Source organism: Streptomyces sp. NPDC002537 (assembly GCF_053594975.1).
Genome location: NZ_JBSFWT010000003.1, coordinates 142,287 through 163,647, shown reverse-complemented (window position 1 = coordinate 163,647; position 21,361 = coordinate 142,287). Strand labels below are relative to the sequence as shown.

Here is a 21,361-nt window from a genome sequence, read left to right as displayed (position 1 = left end):
TTCAGCGCGCGGCCCGGTAGACCGATACGTGATACGGGCAACCGTCGCGGAACGGCGCCCCGGCCCAACTCCCGTACCGCTCCCGCAGCTCCAGCCCGGCCAACCGGGCCATCAGGTCCAGCTCGCCGACGCCCGCGTAGCGGAAGGAGACCTGGATGTGCACACTGCCGCTCCCGTCGGCCGGTGTGACCGCGTAGTGCGAGTGGTACCGCTGACGGGCGCTGTCGAACCGTCGGTAGCGCACGACCAGATCCCCGTCCTGATGGGGCATCACGCGGCCGCCCGACCACTGCGCACCGATCAGGACCTCGGGGACGATCGCGTCCAGGACGAACACGCCGTCGGCGCCGATCAGGCTCGCCGCATGACGGAAGCAGCGCAACTGATCTTCCTGGGAGGGGAGTTCGAAGAAGGTTCCGCCGGCGACGAAGACCACGTCGACGGTGCGCCCGTCCGCCGGCAGCCGGGTGAAGTCCCCGATGGTCACCGGGATCCGGTCGCCGCCGGGCTTGGCCGCCAACTGCGCCGCCATCTCGGGCGAGGCGTCGACCCCCTCGACCTGAACGCCGCGCCGGGCCAGCGGCAGCGCTATCCGGCCGGTGCCCACTCCCAGTTCCAGCGCGGTCCCGGAGCCGGCGAGCCGGGCGAGGAAGCCGACGGTGTCATCGGTCTGAGCTTCCTTGCCGAACCAGGCGTCATAGCGGTCGGCGAACCGCCGCGTGTACGCGGGGGACTCGGGGGATGCGGACACGGGCTTCTCCAAGGGGCGTCGGGGGAGGTCGGCGGGAGGAAGAGCCGGGGCACGAGGCCGTCCGCGGTTCAGCCGAGCGGGTGCGGCAGGCGCCGCCCGGCCGTTCCACGAGGCAGCGCCGCCGGGTCCGGTTCGTTCGCGGGCAGACGCCGGGCACCGGGGGCGACCACGCGCACCACCGCCGGCTCGCCGTACCCCGCTCCAGGAGCGGAGGAGTCCACCTCGACGACGTCCTCGCCGGTGCGCTCGGCCAGCAGGCGCGGCAGCCCCTCCGCCACCGGAGCCGCCGTCGGCCAGGGCGCTGCGGTGGCCCCGCGCAGGAGAGCGGCGAGACTGTCCTGGCGGTGGAAGGCGTGCAGCGCGTGTTCCAACGGGCCGCTCGGCAGCCGCCCCGGCCCGCGCTCCCGCATCCGGCCCCATGCGGCGCGGGCGCTCGCGGTGCCCATGCTCCAGCGAACCATCAACGCCTCGTGGACGGCGGAGACCGCGGCCGACGCCGGGTCCCCCGCGGTGGCACGGGCGCCGAAACTCTGCCGCGTGCCGTCGTCCGTGCGCAGACACGCCACCACGCACGCGGTACCCCCTGGACCGGGCAGCACGAGGCAGCGTTCCCGCAGGCGCAGCACGGCCAGCGCCCGTCGCAGCTCATCGCCGAGCGGCGCCGGTCCGGGCGGCGTCAGGCGGGGTGCGTCGTCGTACCAGGCGTGCCAGAACAGGTCGCGTTCGAGAATCTCCAGCACGGCGTGCTCACGCGCCCGCGCGGCCGTGAGGTGCGCCGCGAGCCCGGTGGAGCCGGGGCGCAACGGCGCCGGGCAGCCGACGGGCGGCCGGTGTGCCAGATAGACGGCACACGCCGGTACGAGCACCTGGCCACCGCCGGTCAGCGACTCTCCCACCACCCAGGGCAGCGTCGCCTCCCGCACCTCCGCCAGCGGTCGCAACTCCGGCCAGGCCCACGGGTCCAGGGCGGGCCTGCCGCACCGCCGCAGCGACGCGTACGACGCGACCACGGCCCGCTCCCGTGCCCGGTGCCCGGCGAGAACGCTGTGCGTCCGCTCCAACAGCTCGCCCCGGGCCCGCCGTACGACGTCCGCGCGATCCGTGCCGGCGGCCGACCCGATGATCACCGGTTGTCCGCCGGCCGCCTCGTTCGCCGTGAAGGCGCGACTGCGCGCGGCGGTTCTGCCGAGCACGAACCAGGGCGCGTCAGGGAACGGCTGAAATGTCTGGACCGGCCAGTCGCGAAGCCCTGCCGGTGGGATGTGGTGGGCGGACAGGGGCATCGGCTCGTCCTCTGTGGTCGCGCGGCCGTCCGGAGCAGGCAGCCGTCCGCCCGTGGACCCCGCGGCGAAGACCGCCTCGGCCTGCTCCAGCAGTTCCCGGCCGGTATCCGTCAGCACCCCGTCCCTGCTGCGCAAGGTCGCCGCGCCACGCCTGCCCCGGTCCAGCAGCAGGGCGTGGCGGGCGCGTACGGCCGGTCCTTCCGGCAGCCGCCGGTACAGCAGCACGCTGCGGGCCAGCACCACGACCTGCTGGAACAAGCCGGACAAGGGGCGGGGGTCGGCGCGCAGCGGAGTGCTCAGCAGTTCGTCGGCACCGGACGCCCGGAGGAAGGGAACGGAAGCGGCGGCATCGCATCGGTTGTGGGTGCCCTCGTGCACCAGTGCCTCCGCGAGCCGGACGTGGCCGGCCGGCCCGTCGGGCTCCTGGCCGGTCAGCCGCCGGCTGTTGACGAAAACGGCGCCGTGCACGGTGAAGTCGGTGAACCCGTCGATTCCCCAGCCACCGAGAAGTACCACCTGGCGCAGCGTCACATCGAGTTCCGCGGCCATCTGCGGCCAGACCGCGCGCAGCGTCCGCCACGCCTCTTCGAGCACCCCGCGCTGCCCGACGCTCCAGTCGACCACCGCCACCGTGCGCGCGGCCGGGGAGCCGTCATCCGTACGCGTCCCGCCGGGCCCGCCGGGCTGTCCATGGGCCCCGGCGGCCGGTTCCGGAGCCTGCCGCAGCGCCCGCAGGACGCTCTCCTCCACGTGCTGCTCTCCGGGAGACGCCAGGTCCACCGCCCAGCCGGTGCGCTCGGCCGTGCACCGGGCCCGTGCCGTGCTGCGGCGGGCCCGGAGCACGACCGTGCGTACCTGCTCCGCAGCGCGCTCCCGGTCCGGGGGCGACGGACGTTCCCGCCGTGCCCGCTGCAACCGGTGGGCCAAGGCATGCAGCCCCGGGTAGCGCAGGTCGTCCCGCTGCCACGTGCCGGCGGCGCAGCCGGCCGACGTGAGGATCCCGGCCACCAGATCGCTCAAACGGTTCTCGTCACGCGCGGCCGGTCCGGCATCCGGTTCGATTCGCACACACCCTCCTGAAGCGTTGTCCCAGCGGTGTGCCCTCACTGGTGGCCGGACCGGCGAAGCGCGGCCCGGCCACCGGCGGTCGACCGAGGGTCAATCGTCGTCCGGGAGGTCGACCATGAGCGCGTATTCGGGGAGTTCCTCCCCGCCCACGACCTCGATCTCGATCTCGATCTCACGTACCTCTTCCATCAAGCACTCCTTGTCCTCACCGGAGGTGCGGTCGTCACCAGCCGTGGCGACGACACACGTCGACGGTGACAGTCCGGAACAAGGGGAGGCAAGGCTGAGGATCGGACATCGTGACCGGTTCTTCCGGATCCGGCCCGCGGTTGATCCCGCGGAGCCGGTCCGCCGTCTCCCGGTATCGGGAAGCCCCGGAGCGCCGATGCGCTCCGGGGCTCCGACGGTCTTCCGGAAGGGGTCATCCGGCCTGGACCCGGAGGAGGGTGGAAGCCGACTTCTTGGTGCCCACGAGGAAGGTCAGGCCGGCGTCCCGGGCCGGACCGTGGGCGAGAGCCTTCACCGCGATCATCAGCAGGGAACTCGAGCCCTTCCCCGACAAGGCCAGGTCGACGTTCTCGAAGGTGACGGTCTGGCCGTGCCGCGGCAGGGTCTCGTCGTAACGCGACTCGTTCCTGTAGTCGTCCCGCACGATCAGCTGAACCAGGTTGTTGTTCTCGGGGACGAACTGCAGGCCCGTCGCCGACGGGAGGGACACCTGGACGGTCTGCCGGGAGACGTCGCCCTCTTCACCGGCCTGCAGGTGCACACCCGGGTAGCAGGTCTTGCCGTCGCGTGGCAGCGTCATCGGGTCCCCGCTCGGTGACACGGAGAAGCCGGAGTCGTGCAGTCGCACGGACACGTCCGCCAGCTGTGCGCCGGAGTAGAACCCGAGCTGGGTGTCGTCCGCGAACCTGATGTAGGCCTCCGTCGACACAGCGGTGAAGGAACGCCGGTGCTGTTCCCAGTACCGCGCCCAAATGCCGCCGACGAGCGCCGTGTCGGCGGGCCGGACCTCGACGAGATCCCTGTCCAGCGCCGCGGTCCTGTCCGCGTACGGGGAGGAGCCGTCGGTGATGCTGTACTGCATCCGTACGGGATGAGGGCCGCCCTGGGCGAACGCGGCTCCCGCCAGGAAGGCGACGTCGTACCGGGCACCGGGGATCAGCCCGGAGACGCGCTGCCCCACGAAACCGTGCCACAGGTCGCCGGCGCCGATGAGGTCGACGCAGTTGCTGCCGTGGGACGCGTCCCGCCACAGGTTCTCGTCGAAGGCGTAGCCGTGGCTGCGGATGTCGATGTAGTTCTCGCGCGGCCCCCGGTCGTTGCCGAGGTTGTTGCCGCTGCTGCCGTAGTCCCACTGGGCGAGGTAGACGTTTCCGGCGTGTGCGACCGCGTTGATGTAGGCGTACTCGGGCTCCAGGAATTTGGGCGCGTCCTGGAATCCCCCGTCCCTCACCAGGTTGGGGTTGGGGTTGCCACTGTCCGCAGTGGGGGTCTGCAGAACAGGGAAAGTCGATGTCACGGGTTTTCTCCTTCGTCGGACAGCGCGGGCGACTCCCATGCCGCCTCGCGGGGCTTCTCTCCCGGACGAGTCGCTCAGCTCGCGGGGAGGGGCATCGAGCGCGGCGCGCCCGCCACATGGAAGGACTTCCGCCGCTTCGCGTCGTGGAGCGACTCGACGGTGTCGCACCAGAGGTCGAGATCGGGGGTCGCGCTCAGCTCGGCGGAGCGGGCCTTCGCCCGGCGGGAGGCGCGGGCCCAGTTCTTCGGGTCCTTCAGCGAACTCAGCGCGTTGAGCCAGGCGTTGAGGTCGTCCCGGTAAGCGAAGACGCCGGCTTCGCCGAGGGACTCGACCAGTCCGGGGGTGGGATGGGCGATCACCGGGATGCCGGACGCCATGGCCTCCACCGCCACCCGCCCCCAGGACTCGTACAGGCTGGGCATGAGCATCACGCGCGCGCGGCTGTACACGTGCTCGCGCATCTCGTTCCCGGGTACGCCGTCGACGACTTCGCAGTTGGGCAGCCGCGTCGGCGGTGCGACCTGCTGCCCGTAGGCGCCCCGGACACCGAGGAACTTCCACTCGGGCGCCCACGCGGCGATCTGCCAGAAGATGTCGCCGCCCTTGTCGGGGTTGAGATTCACCAGGGTCACGTGCTCGCCGGGCGTGGTGCGGTAGTCCTCCGCGATCACGGGAGGGCGGACCACGATGGTGCGGCCGGGCAGGAATTCGTCGGGGTACTGCCCGTAGTGGATCTCGCCGTCCCGGCGGATCCATTCGCTGTTGTAGACGACGAGGTCGGCTCCCGCCGCGTTGTGGAAGCTGGTGGCGAAGTTGTCGTGGCAGATCACGACCACCGGGATCCGGCGGGCCCGCGCGAGTCCCGACACGATGGGGACGTTCTCGAACTGGGACAGGAGCACGTCCGCCTCCTGCGCGGCGGTGGAGAAGTCGATGCCCTCCTGATAGGGCACGACCCGTACCCCGTCGATGTCGTAACTCTTCGGGATGCTCCCGGGGTGCGAGAGCCAGACCGTCACCCGGTGGCCGCGTGCGGCCAGGGGGCGGAGCATCGAGTGGAGCATCCACTCGGAGCCCGCGTTGTGGGCCGGCGGGTATCCGTACACCCGGGCCACGATGGACATGGTCCGTGACCTGGTGGGGGCGGGCAGCGGGTGCTTGCGGGGGCGGGATGTCACGGTGTCCACGTGCGTGGGTCTCCTTCGGGACGGGGCGTACGAGAACGTGACGGGAACGAAGGGCGGGGCGCCGTTGCCTGACCCGCCCGCGCGGCTTTTCGCGAGCCGGGCTCTCCCTGCGGCTCGCGAGCCGCGCGGGCGGGTTTCTCTCGTGGCGCCCCTCCGGCGGGAAGGCCCGACGGTCAGGCGGCCGTTGCGGCCTGGATGTCGATGCCTGCGGAGAGAGACGCCTGGTCGCCCACGGCGAAGGTCAGGCTCGTGCCGCCGATCGGGGCGTCCTTGGCCGCCTTCACGGGGACCCATACCGCCGACGTCACCGGCTTCGCGCCCGTGTTCGTCAGGTGCAGATCGACGCCCGTGAAGCAGACGGCCTGCCCGTCCTGTGCCAGGGTGCCGGGGTAGTGGTACGTGTTCTTGTCGTGCAGCACGGTGAGCTGGCAGTCCCCGAGCGAGCCCTCGTTGACGAATGCCAGGCCCTTGCCTTCAGGGAGCGCCACGTAGACGTCCTGCGGTGAGACCGTCCCGCTGTTGGCCGCCAGCACCACCACACCCGGGTAGCCGGGCTTGCCGCCGCGCGGCAACGGCACGCGCGTCACCGCGGGGGACACGGAGAACGGGATGTATTGCACGACGCGGATGACGGCCGAAGGCGATGCCTGGTCGCCCAGGGCGAAGGTCAGATACGTGTCGCCGGGCGGAGTGTCGCCGGAGGCCGTCACGGCGACCCAGGCCGCCGACACCGCGCCCTTTTTCGGCAGGGCCAGGTCGACGCCCTGGAAGACGGCGGCCTTGCGGTCCGGCAGCACGGTTCCGGGGTAGGACTTCGTGCCACCAGTGGAGTCCTGCACGGTCAGCTGACACGGGCCGTCGCTCGCGGTGTCGAACGCCAGGTCCTCGCCGCCCGGGAGCGACACGAAAACGTTCTGCGGAGGGACCGCGTCAGCGGTGGCCTTCAGCCGCACACCCGGGTAGACGGGTGCGCCGCCGCGTGCCGACGTCAGAATCCCCGGCGCTTGCGTCACGGAGAAGGGGACCCCGGTCCAGCCGCCGGGGGTCGGCCCGTCGGTCCCGGCCAGCGGGACCTGTGCGGCGGCGGGCGCGGTCTCGAAATCTGTCACGGCAATTTCCTCTCACTTCGGCCGGCGGATATTCCGCCGGAATGCGAAGGTGAAGTGCATTCACCGGAGCGTGTTCGGCGGATTCCCGCGGCGGGGGGTGAATGCCGGATCTCCCGTTCGGGCGGGTCCTCGACGGGAACCGCCGAACACGGAGAGAAACGTACGGTCGCCGGAACTCGGGCGTCAAAGCCGGGAATCGGCAAGAGCGGATCAACTGGCCACGGCATTTCCATGCCCCTCGCCGTGTCCGGTGACCGGCCTGTGCGGCGGGCAGAAAACATCGGTGAGCTGCGGTGATGAACGTGTTCTTGACGGCCGGGCAAGGGCGCAACGCTTATTGACGTCAAGCGGCATCGGATCTTCCGCATGTCTGGCCGGAATGAAGAACGGCCGGTCAGGAGCGTGTGCCTGGTCGTTTATGCGTGCCTGTCGAGCTTGGGCCGGATTCTGCCGCCGTTCTCACACTGGGTCACTGTCGCGCGCCGGCCGGGACGAGGGGCATCACTTCGGCGGGCGGGGCCGGATTCCGCTGTACCTCTCCGTCGTCCTGGCTGGTCGGAGGGGAGATGAGGCTGTTGAAAACGACAGAACTCCGTGCCGTTCCGTCGGTTTTCGGAAATGCCGTGACCGCGCCCGGGCCGGAATGCTCAACCGGAATGCCGACCGGAGGACTTGCCGGTCGTTTATCGGTGTGTCATGGGAGAGGGCTCGCGATCCGGGGAAGACGGTTTCACGCGAACCCTCCGATGTGTGTGCTGCGTCACCTCGCGGGCCTGTCGGGCATGGACGTCGCAGGTGACGCGGTACGGCGCGGGCCCGTGGCGGGGCCGCGCCGGCCGGGTGGGCGGATTCCTGGCGGCCGAAACACGTATTCAACGGGCGTTTAGCCGCCCGGTGCCTTCCGCCCCGCGTCCCGGAGCCGCGTCCGAAAAGCCGTCGCTCCGTGGTGCGTTGAGATACGTGGATCTGTGACGTGGAGCACGGCCGCACGTCCCGTCGGATTCCATGGCCGTGTTTCTTCTGTGTTCTCTTCCACTTCTTCTGCGTTTTCTTCTGCCCGCCGAGGGCGCCGCCATGCCGGGTGGAGACGGGGTGCCCCAGGGCGACCCGGAGAGGCGGCCCGAAGGGATGGCCCGAACAAACAGCCCATCCCTCGCAACCCGCGGGCCGCCGGGGGAGTCTTCTCCTCCAGTAGGCTTCCCGGCGTGCGCCCTTCCGGCGCACGCCGGGAAAGGTCGTCAACCGGGGAGGAACCGGCGTTGCACATCCAGGAGTGGCTCGAAACAGTACCGGCGGTCGCCGTCTACCTGTTGGTGGGCGGGGTCATCGGGCTGGAAAGCCTGGGTATCCCGCTCCCCGGTGAGATCGTCCTCGTCAGCGCCACGCTGATGGCCGCCACGCAGGACCACATCAACCCGTATGTGCTGGCCGCCTGCGCCATCGCGGGCGCGATCATCGGTGACTCCATCGGCTACATGATCGGCCGCAAGGGCGGCAAGCCGCTGCTGGCCTGGCTCGGCCGGAAGTTCCCCAAGCACTTCGGCGGACACCATGTGGCCAAGGCGGAGGCGTCCTTCACGAAGTGGGGCATGTGGGCCGTCTTCGTCGGCCGCTTCATCGCCCTGCTGCGGATCTTCGCCGGCCCGCTGGCGGGCGTGCTGAAGATGCCCTACTGGAAGTTCCTTATCGCGAACGTCCTCGGCGGCATCGTCTGGGCGGGCGGCACCGTCGCCGTGATCTACACCGTCGGCAAGGTCGCCGAGAAGTGGCTGAAGCAGTTCTCCTACCTGGGCCTGCTCGCCGCCGTGCTGTTCGGCCTCGGCTCGCTCCTCGTCATGAAGATCCGCGCCAAGAAGGCGAAGACGGACGAGGCCGCCGAGCCGAAGAGCGAGACGGAGGCCGTCGCGACGGTCGACTGACCCGGGACCCTTTCGTCCCCGAACGCCGGGCGGGCTGGAGGATTCCAGCCCGCCCGGCGTTTTCGCGTGCGCCGTCAGCCGCCGTCCTGGGCGATGCTCAGCCGTACGAGATCGGCGAGCGTCGGTGCCGTGCGCTTGGCCCGGATACGGCGAGTGTACGTGCCCACCGTGTGGACGCTGATGCCCAGCCGCCTGGCGATCTGGTGGTAGGTGAACCCGGCGCCGATGTGGGCGAGCACCTCGCGCTCGCGCGGCGACAGGCTCGGTGACCCGCTCTCGACGACGCTGTGGCCGGACATCTCTACTCCAGGAGGCGTGACGGCGTAACACGCGGCAGGGCCGGAAACAGCCGCGGGTGAAGCACATCCCCACCTGACGCACAAGGGGATCTAATCATGAAGCCGGTGAAATGCAAGCAAAAAAGAGGGCATTCTCGCCATAGTTGGCCGGTCGACGCTCCACGGGCAACGGCGTTCCACTGTCAAGTCCCCAACTCGCGTGGCTCCAGGACCGCTTCGAACCGGGCGACTGTGAGAGCGTCCACCGCTGCCCCCCCCCGGCGGCGAACCGGCTGCCGACAGGAGACGCACGCGCATGGGCCACTTCCGGCTGCTCGTCATCGGCAACGGCGTCTCGGCGTACGGCAGCTACCTCAACATGGTGGCCCTCAACGTCTTCGTCTACCACGTGACGGGCAGCGCGCTCACCGCCGGACTCTTCATGGCCGTACGGCTGCTGACCAACGTCGCGTCCGGCTTCGTGAGCGGCCGCCTCGTCGCACGCCGTGACCGCAAGAAGCTGATGGCGGGCGCCGACCTCACCCAGGCCGCGGCCCTGCTGCTCCTCCTGCTCGCGCCCGGCGGCGCCCGGGTCCCGCTGCTCTTCGCGCTGGCCGTCGTCACCGGCGGCTGCTCGACCCTCTCCCAGGTCGCGCTCCGCAGCAGCGTCCCGGAGATCGTCGGCGCCGAGCACCGGACCCGCGCCAACGGACTCCTGGTGACCGGCCGTTCACTCGCCATGATCGCGGGCTTCGCCTCGTCCGGGGTGATCGTCGCCCGGTTCGGCTACGCCACCGCCTTCGCGCTGGACGCCGTCACCTTCGTGATCTCCGCCGCGATCCTCCTCCTGTTCCCCCTCCGCACCCGCGCGGCCGCACCGGGGGACGACGCCGAGGACGGCGGCACCGCCCGGTGGGGCTACCGGACCCTGCTGCGCACGGCGCCGCTGCTGGCCGTGATGATCGCCGTCCGGTCGGTCGACGGGCTGGGCTCCTCGTCCCACAACGTCGCCCTGCCGATCTACTCCAGCGGCCTGGACCCCGGCCACCCCGCCACGTTCGTCAGCCAGTTCTGGGCGACGTGGGCCATCGGCAACATCGTCGCGCAGCAGGTCTGCGGCCGCCTGCTGCGCGGCCCCGGCCGCACCCCGGGCGAGCGGGCGTTCGCCGTCGGGTCCTGCGTGATGTCCGCCGCGTTCATCGTGGTCTTCACCGGCCTGCCCACCGCCCCCGCCGTCGCGGCCGCGCTCGTCGCCGGGACGGCCGACGGCTTCACCGAGATCGTCTACGTGTCACGGCTCCAGGCCGCTCCCGACGCGCAGCGCGGCCGCCTCTTCGGGCTGTCGGCCTCGGCGGAGAACACCGGCTTCGGCCTCGGCATGATCGTCAGTGCCGCCCTGCTCGACCACTTCGCGCCCCTGCCGGTGGTCGCCCTCTTCCACGGCCTCGCGATCGCCCTGTGCGTCGCCCTCCTCGTCGTCCTGTTCCGGCGCGGCGGCGCGCCGACACGGCCGGCGGCGGCGCGGGAGACGCCGGGCCGGGACGTCCCCACCGCGGAAGGACACAGCACATGAGCTCCCCGACCGACCCCCGTACGGCCGTCATCGGCATGGCCTTCCGGTTCCCCGGGGCCGATACGCCCGAGGAGTTCTGGCGCGTCGTCCGCGACGGCACGGACTGCGTCACCCGGTTCACCGACGACGAACTCGCCGCGGCCGGGGTGCCCGCCGAGCGGTACCGCGCCCCGGACTTCGTGGGTGCCTCCGGCATCCTCGACGACATCGCCGGGTTCGACGCCCGGCACTTCGGCATGAGCGCCCGCGAGGCACAGCTCACCGACCCGCAGCACCGGATGTTCCTGGAGTGCGCCCAGCACGCCCTGGAGAACGCCGGATACCCGGGGGAACGCGACGGCACCCGAGTGGGCGTCTACGCCAGCACCGGCCACCACCTGTACTCCATGGAGAGCTATCTCCTCAACAACGTCCTCCCCGGCTCGCCCGGCGCCGACTGGCTCTCCAGGATGCAGACCATGGTCGGCAACTACGCCGACTTCACCGCGACCCGCGCCGCCTTCCGGCTCGGCCTCACCGGGCCGGCCGTGAACGTCCAGACCGGCTGCTCCAGCTCCCTCGTCGGCGTCCAGCTCGCCGCGCAGGCCCTGGCCGCGGGCGACTGCGACATCGCCCTCGCCGGGGCCACCGCCGTCCACGTCCCCCAAGTCCTCGGCTACCACTACGTCAAGGGCTCGATCCTCTCCAGGAGCGGCCACCTGCGGGCCTTCGACGCCGCGGCCGACGGCACCGTCGGCGGTACGGGCGTCGCCGCGGTCGTCCTCAAACGCCTGGACCGGGCCCTCGCCGACGGCGACACCGTCCACGGCGTCATCCGCGGCTGGGGCGTCACCAACGACGGCGCGGACAAGAAGGCGTACACCGCCCCCAGCGCGCGCGGCCAGCGCGACGCCATCCGCCGCGCCCTGGACCGGGCGGGCGTCACCGCCGGCACCATCGGCTATCTGGAGACCCACGGCACGGGCACGCTCAAGGGCGACCCCATCGAACTGGACGGCGCCACCGCCGCCTACCGCGAGGACACCGACCGGACCGGCTACTGCGCGCTCGGCTCCGTCAAGGCCAACATCGGCCACCTCGACGTCTGTTCGGGACTGGCCGGCCTGATCAAGACGCTGCTCGTCCTGCGGCACGGCATCATCCCCCCGCTCGCGAACTTCACCCGGCCCAACCCCCTGCTCGCCCTGGACGACAGCCCCTTCCGCATCCCCCGCACCGCGACGCCCTGGCCCGCGGGCGACACCCCGCGCCGCGCCGGACTCACCTCCCTGGGCGTCGGCGGCACCAACGTCCACCTCGTCCTCGAAGAGGCCCCCGCGCCCGCGCCCCGTACCGGCCGCACCGCGCCACCGGGCGTCCTGGTGCTCTCCGGCAGCACCGGGGAGGCCCTCGCCGCCAACGCCCGCGCCTTCCGCGACCGGTTACGCCAGCGGCCCGTACCGGACCCGGCGGACCTCGTCACCACCGCCGCGCTCGGACGCACCCACGGCCGACACCGGCTGGCCGCCCTCGGGAGCACCCCTTCCGAGTTCGCCGACGCCCTCGGCTCCTGGCTCTCGGACACCCGCACCGCCACCGTCACCACGGGCACCCCGCCTCGCGAACGAGCCCTCCGCACCGGCTTCCAGTTCACCGGACAGGCCGCCCCCTACCCCGGCATGGCACGCCCGCTGTACGAACGCTTCCCCGTCGTGCGCGACACCCTCGACGCCTGCGAGCGCCTCCACCGCGACCTCCACGGCGGCACCCTGCTCGACCGGCTGCTCGGCGACACCGACGCGCGGGAGGTGTGGCCCACCGACACGGCCCAGCCCGCCCTGTTCGCGCTCCAGTGCGCGCTCGTCCACCTGTGGCGCGACACCGGGGTCGTACCGGACACCGTCACCGGCCACAGCGCGGGCGAGTACGCCGCCCTCCACGCCGCCGGGGCGCTGTCCCTGGAGGACGGCCTGCGGATCACCGCCGAACGCGGGCGGCTGATGCGGCGGCACTGCGCCCCCGGCGCGATGGTCGCGGTGCCGGTCGACCGCCCGACGGCGGAGGCGCTGGCCGCCGAGGTGCCGGGCGTCGAACCGGCCGTGGCCAACGGTGAGTCGAGCCATGTCCTCGCCGGACCCGCCGCGGCCGTCGACCGGCTGTGCGCCCTGCTGGACGAGCGCGGCATCCGGGGCGAGCGGCTGCCCGTGGCCCACGCCTTCCACACCGCCCTGATGGACCCGGTGCTGGAGCCCCTCAGGGCGGCGCTCGACACGGTGACGTTCCGGCCGGTGACCGTCCCCCTCGTCAGCGGCCTCGACGGACGGACGCGCCCGCCCGGCTGGACCCCCGACACCGGCCACCTCGTACGCCACACCCGGGAACCGGTGCGCTTCGACGCGGCCCTGCGCGGCATCACCGCGGACGTCCTGGTCGAGATCGGCCCGCACACCACGCTCAGCGGCCTGGCGCGGCGGGCCCTTCCGGACGTCCGGGCCGTGCCCACGCTGCGCCGCGGCGCGGGGCTCGGGGCGCTGTGGTCGGCGGTCGCCGAACTGCACTGCGCGGGCGCGGAGATCGACTGGCGGACGCTGGTGGCGGGCAGCGGCGGGCGCAGGATCCCGCTGCCCGGCTACCGGTTCCGGCACAAGGACTACTGGACGGGACCGGGGCCGGCGGCAGTCCGGTCCGGCACCACAGTGAGAAAGGGAACCGTAGTGGTACAGCACGAGGCAGCGGTCGAGCGGGTGCTCCGGCACATCGTCGGACTCACCGCCCGGTATCTCAGCCACGACCCCGACGAGATCACCGGGGAGACGTCCTTCTTCGACCTCGGCGCAGACTCGCTGCAAATGATCAGCGTGCTGCGGGAACTGGAGCAGGAGCACCGGGTCAGGATCTCGATGCGGGAGCTCTTCGAGGAGACCGGCACACCGCGCCTGCTCGCGGAACTGATCGCCGGCCGGATCGCCCCGGCGGGCGGCCCGGCGGAGGGGTTCGCCGCGGACGCCCCGGCGGACACGGCCGTGTCCGAGCCGGCGCCCGCACCGGCGGCTCCTGAGCGGACAACCGGCCCCGTACCGCTGCCCGAGCCCCAGCCCCCGGCGGCCGCCGGGACACCGGCCTACGCCACCCGCGACGAGTTGGAGGACCTCGCTGGCAAACTGCATCAAATAGCGCAGATACAGCTCCAGATGATGTCCCAGCTGTCGCAGTTGCTCGCGCTCCAGACGGCCACCGTGACCACCGCGACCACCGCGCTCAACGGGGCCGCCAACGGCAAGGCCACCGCGTGACCGGGCTCGCCGCCGCCTCCGCGGCCCTCGACCAGGACCTGGCCGCCATGGCCGAACTCTCCCGGCGCATCGCCCGGCAACTGGAGACCCCCGAGGCGGCGGAGCCGCGGCGCGTGCACGGCCCCCGCGTGAACGTCCCGCGCACCGCCGGGATGGTGCAGGGCGCCTCCCCCCGCTCGCAGCAGGAGCACCTCGACGACCTCGTACGCCGCTACACCGCCCGCACCCCGACGTCCAAGGAGATCGCCCAGCGCCATCGCCGGGTGCTCGCCGACAGCCGGGCCGTCGTCGGGTTCCGCAGCGGCACCAAGGAGATGCTCTACCCCATCGCCGGGCGGCGCGCGAGCGGATCGCGGCTGGAGGACATCGACGGCAACCACTACGTCGACATCACCATGGGCTTCGGCGTGCTCCTCTTCGGCCACGAGCCGGACTTCGTCACCGAAGCCGTCCGCGAGCACCTGTCCCGCGGCATCCAGCTGGGCCCCCGCACCGTCGAGACCGGTGAGGCGGCCTGCCTGCTCGCCGAGCTGACCGGCATGGAGCGCGTGGCCTTCGCCAACTCGGGCACGGAGGCGAACGCCGCCGCGATCCGCCTCGCCCGCGCCGCCACCGGCCGCCACAAGATGGTCATCTTCAACGGCGCCTACCACGGCCACGCCGACACCGTCCTCGGGCGCGCCGCCGGACCGGAGGCCGACCGTGGCACCGTGCCCGTGTCCAGCGGCATCCCGCACAGCGCCGTCGCCGAACTCCTCGTGCTCGACTACGGCGCCGAGGCGAGCCTGGAGACGATCGAACGGCACGCCGCCGACATCGCCGTGGTCGTCGTCGAACCCGTCCAGAGCCGCCATCCGGAGCTCCGGCCCGCCGAGTTCGTCCGCAGGCTCCGCGAGCTGACGCACCGGCACGGCATCGTGTTGATGTTCGACGAGATGCTGACCGGCTTCCGCCCGGCGCCCCGCGGCGCCCAGGAGCTCTACGGCGTGGTGCCCGACCTCGCCACCTACGGGAAGCTGCTCGGCGGCGGCTTCCCCATCGGCGCCGTCGCGGGCCGCGCGGACATCATGGACGGTGTCGACGGCGGCTTCTGGCAGTACGGCGACGACAGTTACCCGCCCGCCGACACGACCTTCTTCGGCGGCACGTACATCCAGCACCCGGTGTCGATGGTCGCCGCCCGTGCCGTCCTCACCCACCTCAAGGAGCACAGCCCCACCCTCCAGGAGCGGCTCAACGCCCGTACGGCAGGGCTGGCGGCCGAGCTCAACGGCTTCTTCGAGGAGGAGGAGGAGTTCCCGCTGCGGATGAGCCACTTCGGCTCGCAGTTCCGCTTCGAGCACCGCGCCGACATGGAGCTGCTCTACCACCACCTCATGCTGCGCGGCGTCCACGTCTGGGAGTGGCGCAACTTCTTCCTGTCCACCGCGCACACGGACGGCGACCTCGAGTTCATCGCGGACGCCGTCAGAAGCTCGCTGCGCGAACTCCGCGGGGCGGGCTTCTTCCCGGGCACGGGGCGGGCCACGCGGTCGGCCGTGAGCGCGCCCCGTACGGGACCGGCGGCGGTAGCCGCCCCCGCGCGGCCTGCGGCGTCAGCCGTGAGCGCGTCCCGTACAGAGCCCGTGGTGTTCGCCGCGGCCGTCGGACCGTCGGCATCTCTCGTGACGGCCGCGCCCGTCGAGGCGCCCGGCGCTGTCACGGCCATGCCGTGGAACGGCTCCGCGCAGGCGGCAGCCCCCAGCGAGGAACCTGCAGCGTCAGCCGCGAGCGCACCCTTTACGGGACCCGCGGCGGCAGCCGCCCCCGTTCCCCGTAGGGACACCGCCCCCGACTTCAGCCTCTACTTCTTCGGGGACTACCCCCAGGACGAGTCCCCCCGGCACGGCAAGTACGAACTGCTCATGGAGGCCGCCCGGTTCGCCGACCGGCAGGGGTTCCACGCGCTGTGGATGCCCGAGCGGCACTTCCACTCCTTCGGCGGGCTCTTCCCCAACCCCGCCGTGCTCGCCGCCGCCCTCGCCCGCGAGACCGGGCGGATCCGGCTGAACGCGGGCTCCGTCGTCCTGCCCCTCCACGACCCGATCCGGGTCGCCGAGGAGTGGTCGATGGCCGACAACCTCTCCGGAGGACGGGTCGGCATCGGCGTCGCGAGCGGCTGGCACGCCCACGACTTCGTCTTCTTCCCCGACCGCTTCGGCCGCCACAAGGAGGCGATGTACGAGCAGTTGGACGAGGTCCGGCGGCTCTGGCGCGGCGAGAGCCTCACCCGCAGGACCGGGGACGGCGAGACCGGCATACGGCTCTTCCCCCGGCCCGTGCAGGACGCCCCGCCGATGTACACGGCCGTGGTCGGCAACCCCGCCTCGTACGAGCTCGCCGCCCGCCACGGCCTCGGCATCGTCACCAATCTGATGACCCAGACCGTCGACCAGCTCCGGGAGAACATCGCGCGCTACCGCCGCACCCGGGCCGCGCACGGCCTGGACCCGGACACCGGCCGGGTGGCCGTCCTCCTGCACACCTACCTCGCCGACAGCCACGAGACCGCGCGCGCCGACGCCTACGCGCCCCTGTCGCGCTATATGCGCGCGTCGCTGTCGCTGTTCGGCGGGGTCGCCAACAGCCTCGGGCACAACGTCGACCTGGCCGCCCTCGACGAGGACGACCTGGACACCGTCTTCCGCCGCGCCTACGGCCGCTACTGCGACCAGCGCGCGCTCATCGGCACCGTCGACACCGTCTCACCCGTGATCGACGCGGTGACCGCCGCGGGCGCCGACGAGATCGTCTCGCTCGTGGACTTCGGGGTGGCCCCCGACGCCCTGCGGGCCTCCCTCACCCGCCTCGACGCGCTGCGCCGCCGCTACCGGGAACCGGCACGGGCCGAACACGCCCCGCTCTCGCCCGGCCAGCAGCGCGTCTGGTTCCTGGAACAACTGCTTCCGGGCCGGACCGCCTACAACGAGACCAAGGCCGTCCGCCTCGACGGGCCGCTCGACGTGCCCGCGCTGCGCGCCGCGCTGCGCGGCCTCGTCGCCCGCCACGAAGGGCTGCGCACCGTCTTCCGGGAGATCGACGGCGAGCCCCGGCAGCTCGTACGGGAGCCGGGCGAACCGGACTTCGCCGTCGTCGACGGCACGGGCACCGGGGACGCCGTGCGCGAGGTACTGGCCGCCGAGAGCGCACGCCGCTTCGACCTCGTGGACGGGCCCCTGTTCGTCACCCGCCTCGTGCGGCAGGACGAGGAGCGGCACGTCCTCGTCCTCTCCCTCCACCACATCGTCGTCGACGCGGCCTCCGCCGCCGTCCTGGCCCGGGACCTGTCCGCGCTCTACCGCGCCGAGCGCGACGGCACCCCCGCCGGTCTCCCCGAACTCGCCCGGAGCTACGCCGACCACGCCCGCGCGCAGCTCGCGGCCCCGTCCGGCACCGCCGAGGACCTGGCGTACTGGCGCACCGCGCTCGGCGGCGACCTGCCCGTGCTCGACCTGCCCACGGACCGGCCGCGGCCCGCGACGATGACCTCCAACGGCCGGGCCGTCTTCCGCACCCTCGACGCGGAACTGTCCACGCGGCTGCGGGAGCTGGGCCGCGGCCACCGCGCCACCCTGTTCATGACCCTGCTCACCGGATACGCGGCGCTGCTCCACCGGATCACCGGGCAGGAGGACATCGTCATCGGCACCCCCATGTCGAACCGGCCGCAGGACGCCGGGGACCTGCTCGGCTTCTTCGTCAACACCCTCGCCCTGCGCGTCGACCTCTCCGGCGACCCGGCCTTCGGCACCCTCCTGAACCGGGTGCGCGCCGTGGCCCTGGACGCCTACGACCACGCCGCCGTGCCCTTCGAGACCGTGGTCCGCGAGCTCGCGCCGCCGCGCGCGACCGACCGCACCCCGGTCTTCCAGACGCTCGCCGAATTCGAGCGCGACGAGCCGTTCCGCTTCGACCTGCCCGGCATCCGGGCCACCCCGCTGGACGAGGGCCCCGACAAGGCCCTCACCGACCTCGCCGTCTACTTCACCGACCGGCCGGAGGGCATCCGCTGCCACGTGGAGTACAACACCGACCTGTTCGACGCGGAGACCGTCGACGGATTCCTCGACACCTTCCGCGCGCTCCTCGAAGCGGCCGCCGAGGCGCCCGCGACCCCGCTGTCCCGGCTCGCCGCACCGGTCGCGCACGGCGACGCCGTACCGGAGTCCTGGGAACGCGGCCCGGCCCGCCCCCTGGACGACGGCACCACCGTCCACGGGCTCGTCGCCCGCCAGGCCGCCGAAGGGCCGGACCGCACCGCCGTGGTCTGCGGCGACACCGTACTGACCTACCGTCAACTCGACGCGCGCGCCGAGCAGTTGGCGGCCGTGATCCTGGAGCGCACCGGCCCCGCGGGTCCCGACGACACGGTCGCCCTGTGGCTGCCCCGCTCCACCGACCTCGTCGTCGCGATGCTCGCCGTCCTCAAGAGCGGCCGCGCCTACCTGCCGCTCGACCCCGCCCTCGGGCGGGCCCGCGCCGAAGCCGTCATCGCGGAGTGCGGGACCAGGGCGGTGATCGGCGCCCCGGCGGAGACCGCGGCGCTGCGCCTGCCCGACGGCGTCGCCGTCGTCACCCCCGAGGACACCCCGGCCGGCACCGGCGCCACCGCTCCGGCCACCACCGGCCGCGAGTCCCTCTGCTACGTCATCCACACCTCCGGCAGCACCGGCAGCCCCAAGGGTGTCGCTGTGTCCCACCACAGCGTCCTCGACCTGTGCCAGTGGCACCGCCGGCGCTTCGCCTTCACCCCCGCCGACCGCAGCGCCGCCGTGTGCAGCCAGAGCTTCGACGCGTCGGTCATGGAGATCTGGCCCGCGCTGACCACGGGCGCCTCCGTCGCCGTCGCCGAGGACGACGCCGTGCGCAAGGACCCCCTCGCCCTGGCCCGGTGGTACCGGAAGCAGAACGTCACGTTCTCCGTCCTGCCCACGGCCCTCGCCGAAACCGTCCTGGAGCTCGCCCCGGACGACCAGCCGCCCCTGCGCCACCTGCTGCTCGGCGGCGACGTCCTCCGGACCCGCCCACGACCGGGCACACCGTACGAGACCGTCAATGTGTACGGGCCCACCGAAGTCACCGTGCTGTGCACGACGGAGACCGTCGCCCCCGACGGCCACGGCGAGATCGGGATCGGCCGCCCCGTCGACAACGTCCGCCTGCGGGTGCTCGACGAGGCGGGCGACGCGGTCCCGGTCGGCACCGTGGGGGAGCTGTACGTCGGCGGACCGGGCGTCGCCCGCGGCTACCTCGGCAGGCCCGCGGCGACGGACGAGCGCTTCCGCACCGACCCCGTGGCCGGGCGCGTGTACCGCACGGGCGACCTCGTCCGGTGGACCGAGGACGGGCGCCTGGAATTCCGCGGCCGCGCCGACGACCAGGTCAAGATCCGCGGTTTCCGGGTCGAGCCGGAGGAGACCGTCCGCGCGCTCAAGGCGCTCGACGGCGTACGGGAAGCGGCCGTGCTGGCCCGCCGTGACGGCCGCGGCGAGGCACACCTCGCCGCCTTCGCCGTCCCCGCCGACCCGGTGGGGGAGACCGCCGCCGACCGGCAGGCCTTCGCCGACCTCATGGCCGACGAACTCGCCGCGCGGCTGCCGGACTACCTCGTACCGCGGGCGTGGGCGGTCCTCGGCGCCCTGCCGTACACGCCGGGCGGCAAGCTGGACCGGGCGGCCCTGCCGCCGGCCGACCTCACGACGGGAGCCCCGGCCCCCGAACCCGTCCCCGAAACCATCCTTGAAACCGTCTCCGAACCCGGCCCCGTTCCCGGGCCGTTCCCCGGCATCGAGCCACGGCTGCGCGCCCTCTGGGCCGACCAGCTCGCCGCCGACCCCGGACGCGTCCGGCCCGAGGCCTCGTTCTTCGACCTCGGCGGGCACTCGATCACCGCCATCCGGCTCCTCAACCGGGTCCGCGCGGAATTCGGCACGGACTACCCGATGGCCGACTTCTACCGGGAACCCACCCTCCGGGCCATGGCCACCCGGCTGTCCGGGGACGACGGTGGCGAGGACGCCGAGGACGCCGAGGACGTCGAGGGGCGGGCGCCGGTCACGGTCCAGCAGACCGCCCACCTCGCCGCACACCGACAGCACGCCCTGCCCCAGGTGTTCAACGTCGCCCTGCGCGTCACCCTCACCGGAACCCTGGACGTACCCGCGCTCCGCACCGCGCTGACCCGGCTCGTGGCCCGCCACGAGGGCCTGCGCACCCGCTACGCCGAACACGCCGGGGAGACCCACCAGGAGGTGCTCCGCCCCCGGCCGGTGGACCTGCCCGTCGAGGACCTCACCCCGTACGCCCCCGAGGCCCGCGCCGCCGAAGCGGAGCGGATCGCCGCCCGGACCGCGAACACCCCCTTCGACCCGGCACGGAGCACCGCACCGGTCCTCCGGCTGCTGCGCACCGGCACGGAGCGATGGGCGCTGCTCCTCGTCCTCCACCACACCATGTGCGACGGATGGGCGGTCAGCGTCCTGCTGAAGGAGCTCGCCGCCCTCTACACCGCCGCCACGACCGGCGCGCCCGACACCCTCCCGGCGGCACCCCCGCAGCCCACCGCCTACGCGCGATGGCAACGGAAGCACGCCCTGGAGACGGACACCGCGCCCAGGACGGCGTACTGGCTGCACGAACTCGACGGCGCCCCGCTCCGGCACGCCCTCCCGCTCGACCGGCCCCGCCCGGCCGCGCTCAGCGGGCGGGGCGGCGTGGTGACGTTCACCGTCCCGGCCGACGTACGGGCGGACGTGGACCGGCTGGCCGCCGCCCGCGGCACGACGCCCTTCGCGGTCACCGCGGCCGCCGCGGCCCTGCTGTTCGCCGGGAAGTCCGGCCGCACCGACGTCGTCCTCAACGTGCCCTACGCCAACCGGGAGCGCCACGAGCACGAAGCGCTCGTCGCCTGCACGGTCCTGTCGTTCGCCCTGCGGGTCCGCACCGACGGGAGCTTCGCCGACCTCGTGGACCGGGTCGGCCGGACCGCGGTCCGGGGCGTCGACCACCTCCTGCCGCCCGCGGCCGTCGCGACGGCCCTGCGCGAACGGCTCGGCGCCGACGTGCCCGCCCGGCTGCCGCTCGGCTTCGCCTACCAGAACTCCCTGGAGACGGACATCGAACTGCCCGGCGTGACCGTCGCCGTCGAGGACCTCGCGCCCTCCGCGTCCCGCGCGGAGCTCAGCCTCGGGCTCGTCCCCGCCGGGGCCGCCCTCACCGGATTCGCCGAGTACAGCGACGACCTCTGGGACCGGGCCACCGTGGAGCGCTGGACGCGCGACTACACCGGGCTGCTGGCGGAGGAGGTACGGCGGGCCCTGCGCGCGTGACCCGCGGCGCTGGAGGCGGCGGTGGGGGA

At 72.8% G+C, this 21,361-nt stretch carries 10 protein-coding genes; 4 read left to right on the top strand and 6 right to left on the bottom strand.

Annotated elements, in window-relative coordinates; all coding sequences use genetic code 11:
• Window position 1: 1 nt before the first annotated feature.
• From ACWD4A_RS02615 to ACWD4A_RS02595, 5 genes are all read right to left on the bottom strand, one after another.
• Window positions 2-751 carry a class I SAM-dependent DNA methyltransferase gene (locus tag ACWD4A_RS02615; protein WP_451188390.1) on the bottom strand — a complete coding sequence of 250 codons (750 nt, stop codon included), beginning with the start codon at window positions 749-751 and terminating at the stop codon, window positions 2-4.
• Between the two features lie 68 nt (window positions 752-819).
• Entirely contained in the window at window positions 820-3,102 is a 2,283-nt protein-coding gene (locus ACWD4A_RS02610; protein ID WP_451188388.1) for a YcaO-like family protein, read from the bottom strand.
• A gap of 421 nt (window positions 3,103-3,523) precedes the next feature.
• Window positions 3,524-4,627 (bottom strand): hypothetical protein, encoded by a 1,104-nt coding sequence (locus ACWD4A_RS02605; RefSeq protein WP_451188385.1) that lies wholly within the window; start codon window positions 4,625-4,627, stop codon window positions 3,524-3,526.
• 74 nt (window positions 4,628-4,701) lie between these two features.
• The gene (locus tag ACWD4A_RS02600) at window positions 4,702-5,751 is read right to left on the bottom strand and encodes a glycosyltransferase family 4 protein (protein WP_451188478.1); all 1,050 of its coding nucleotides are present in this window, start codon (window positions 5,749-5,751) and stop codon (window positions 4,702-4,704) included.
• Window positions 5,752-5,987: 236 nt separating this feature from the next.
• Window positions 5,988-6,923 carry a hypothetical protein gene (locus tag ACWD4A_RS02595; protein WP_451188381.1) on the bottom strand — a complete coding sequence of 312 codons (936 nt, stop codon included), beginning with the start codon at window positions 6,921-6,923 and terminating at the stop codon, window positions 5,988-5,990.
• A gap of 1,259 nt (window positions 6,924-8,182) precedes the next feature.
• On the opposite strand from ACWD4A_RS02595, the gene ACWD4A_RS02590 reads away from it, so the two are divergent.
• Window positions 8,183-8,842, top strand: coding sequence for a DedA family protein (locus ACWD4A_RS02590; RefSeq protein ID WP_451188378.1), 660 nt, complete (start codon window positions 8,183-8,185; stop codon window positions 8,840-8,842).
• 74 nt (window positions 8,843-8,916) lie between these two features.
• On the opposite strand, the gene ACWD4A_RS02585 is transcribed toward ACWD4A_RS02590, so the two are convergent.
• Window positions 8,917-9,141, bottom strand: a complete 225-nt coding sequence (locus tag ACWD4A_RS02585) for a response regulator transcription factor (RefSeq protein WP_451188375.1) — start codon at window positions 9,139-9,141, stop codon at window positions 8,917-8,919.
• Between the two features lie 295 nt (window positions 9,142-9,436).
• Between ACWD4A_RS02585 and ACWD4A_RS02580 the strand changes: the two genes are divergently transcribed.
• From ACWD4A_RS02580 to ACWD4A_RS02570, 3 genes are read left to right on the top strand one after another with little or no spacing between them, the layout of a single operon-like run.
• Window positions 9,437-10,693: an MFS transporter gene (locus ACWD4A_RS02580; protein WP_451188373.1), complete on the top strand. Its 1,257-nt coding sequence runs from the start codon at window positions 9,437-9,439 to the stop codon at window positions 10,691-10,693.
• Window positions 10,690-13,965 carry a type I polyketide synthase gene (locus ACWD4A_RS02575; protein WP_451188371.1) on the top strand — a complete coding sequence of 1,092 codons (3,276 nt, stop codon included), beginning with the start codon at window positions 10,690-10,692 and terminating at the stop codon, window positions 13,963-13,965. The genes ACWD4A_RS02580 and ACWD4A_RS02575 overlap by 4 nt, the downstream gene beginning before the upstream one ends.
• Entirely contained in the window at window positions 13,962-21,332 is a 7,371-nt protein-coding gene (locus ACWD4A_RS02570; protein WP_451188368.1) for a MupA/Atu3671 family FMN-dependent luciferase-like monooxygenase, read from the top strand. Before ACWD4A_RS02575 ends, ACWD4A_RS02570 begins: the two co-directional genes overlap by 4 nt.
• Window positions 21,333-21,361 lie beyond the last annotated feature (29 nt).

Excerpts from the sequence above, each read along its gene's own strand:
- ACWD4A_RS02600 (WP_451188478.1), bottom strand. The coding sequence starts at position 5,751 with ATGTCCATCGTGGCCCGGGTGTACGGATACCCGCCGGCCCACAACGCG.
- ACWD4A_RS02585 (WP_451188375.1), bottom strand. The coding sequence starts at position 9,141 with ATGTCCGGCCACAGCGTCGTCGAGAGCGGGTCACCGAGCCTGTCGCCG.
- ACWD4A_RS02580 (WP_451188373.1), top strand. The coding sequence starts at position 9,437 with ATGGGCCACTTCCGGCTGCTCGTCATCGGCAACGGCGTCTCGGCGTAC.
- ACWD4A_RS02575 (WP_451188371.1), top strand. The coding sequence starts at position 10,690 with ATGAGCTCCCCGACCGACCCCCGTACGGCCGTCATCGGCATGGCCTTC.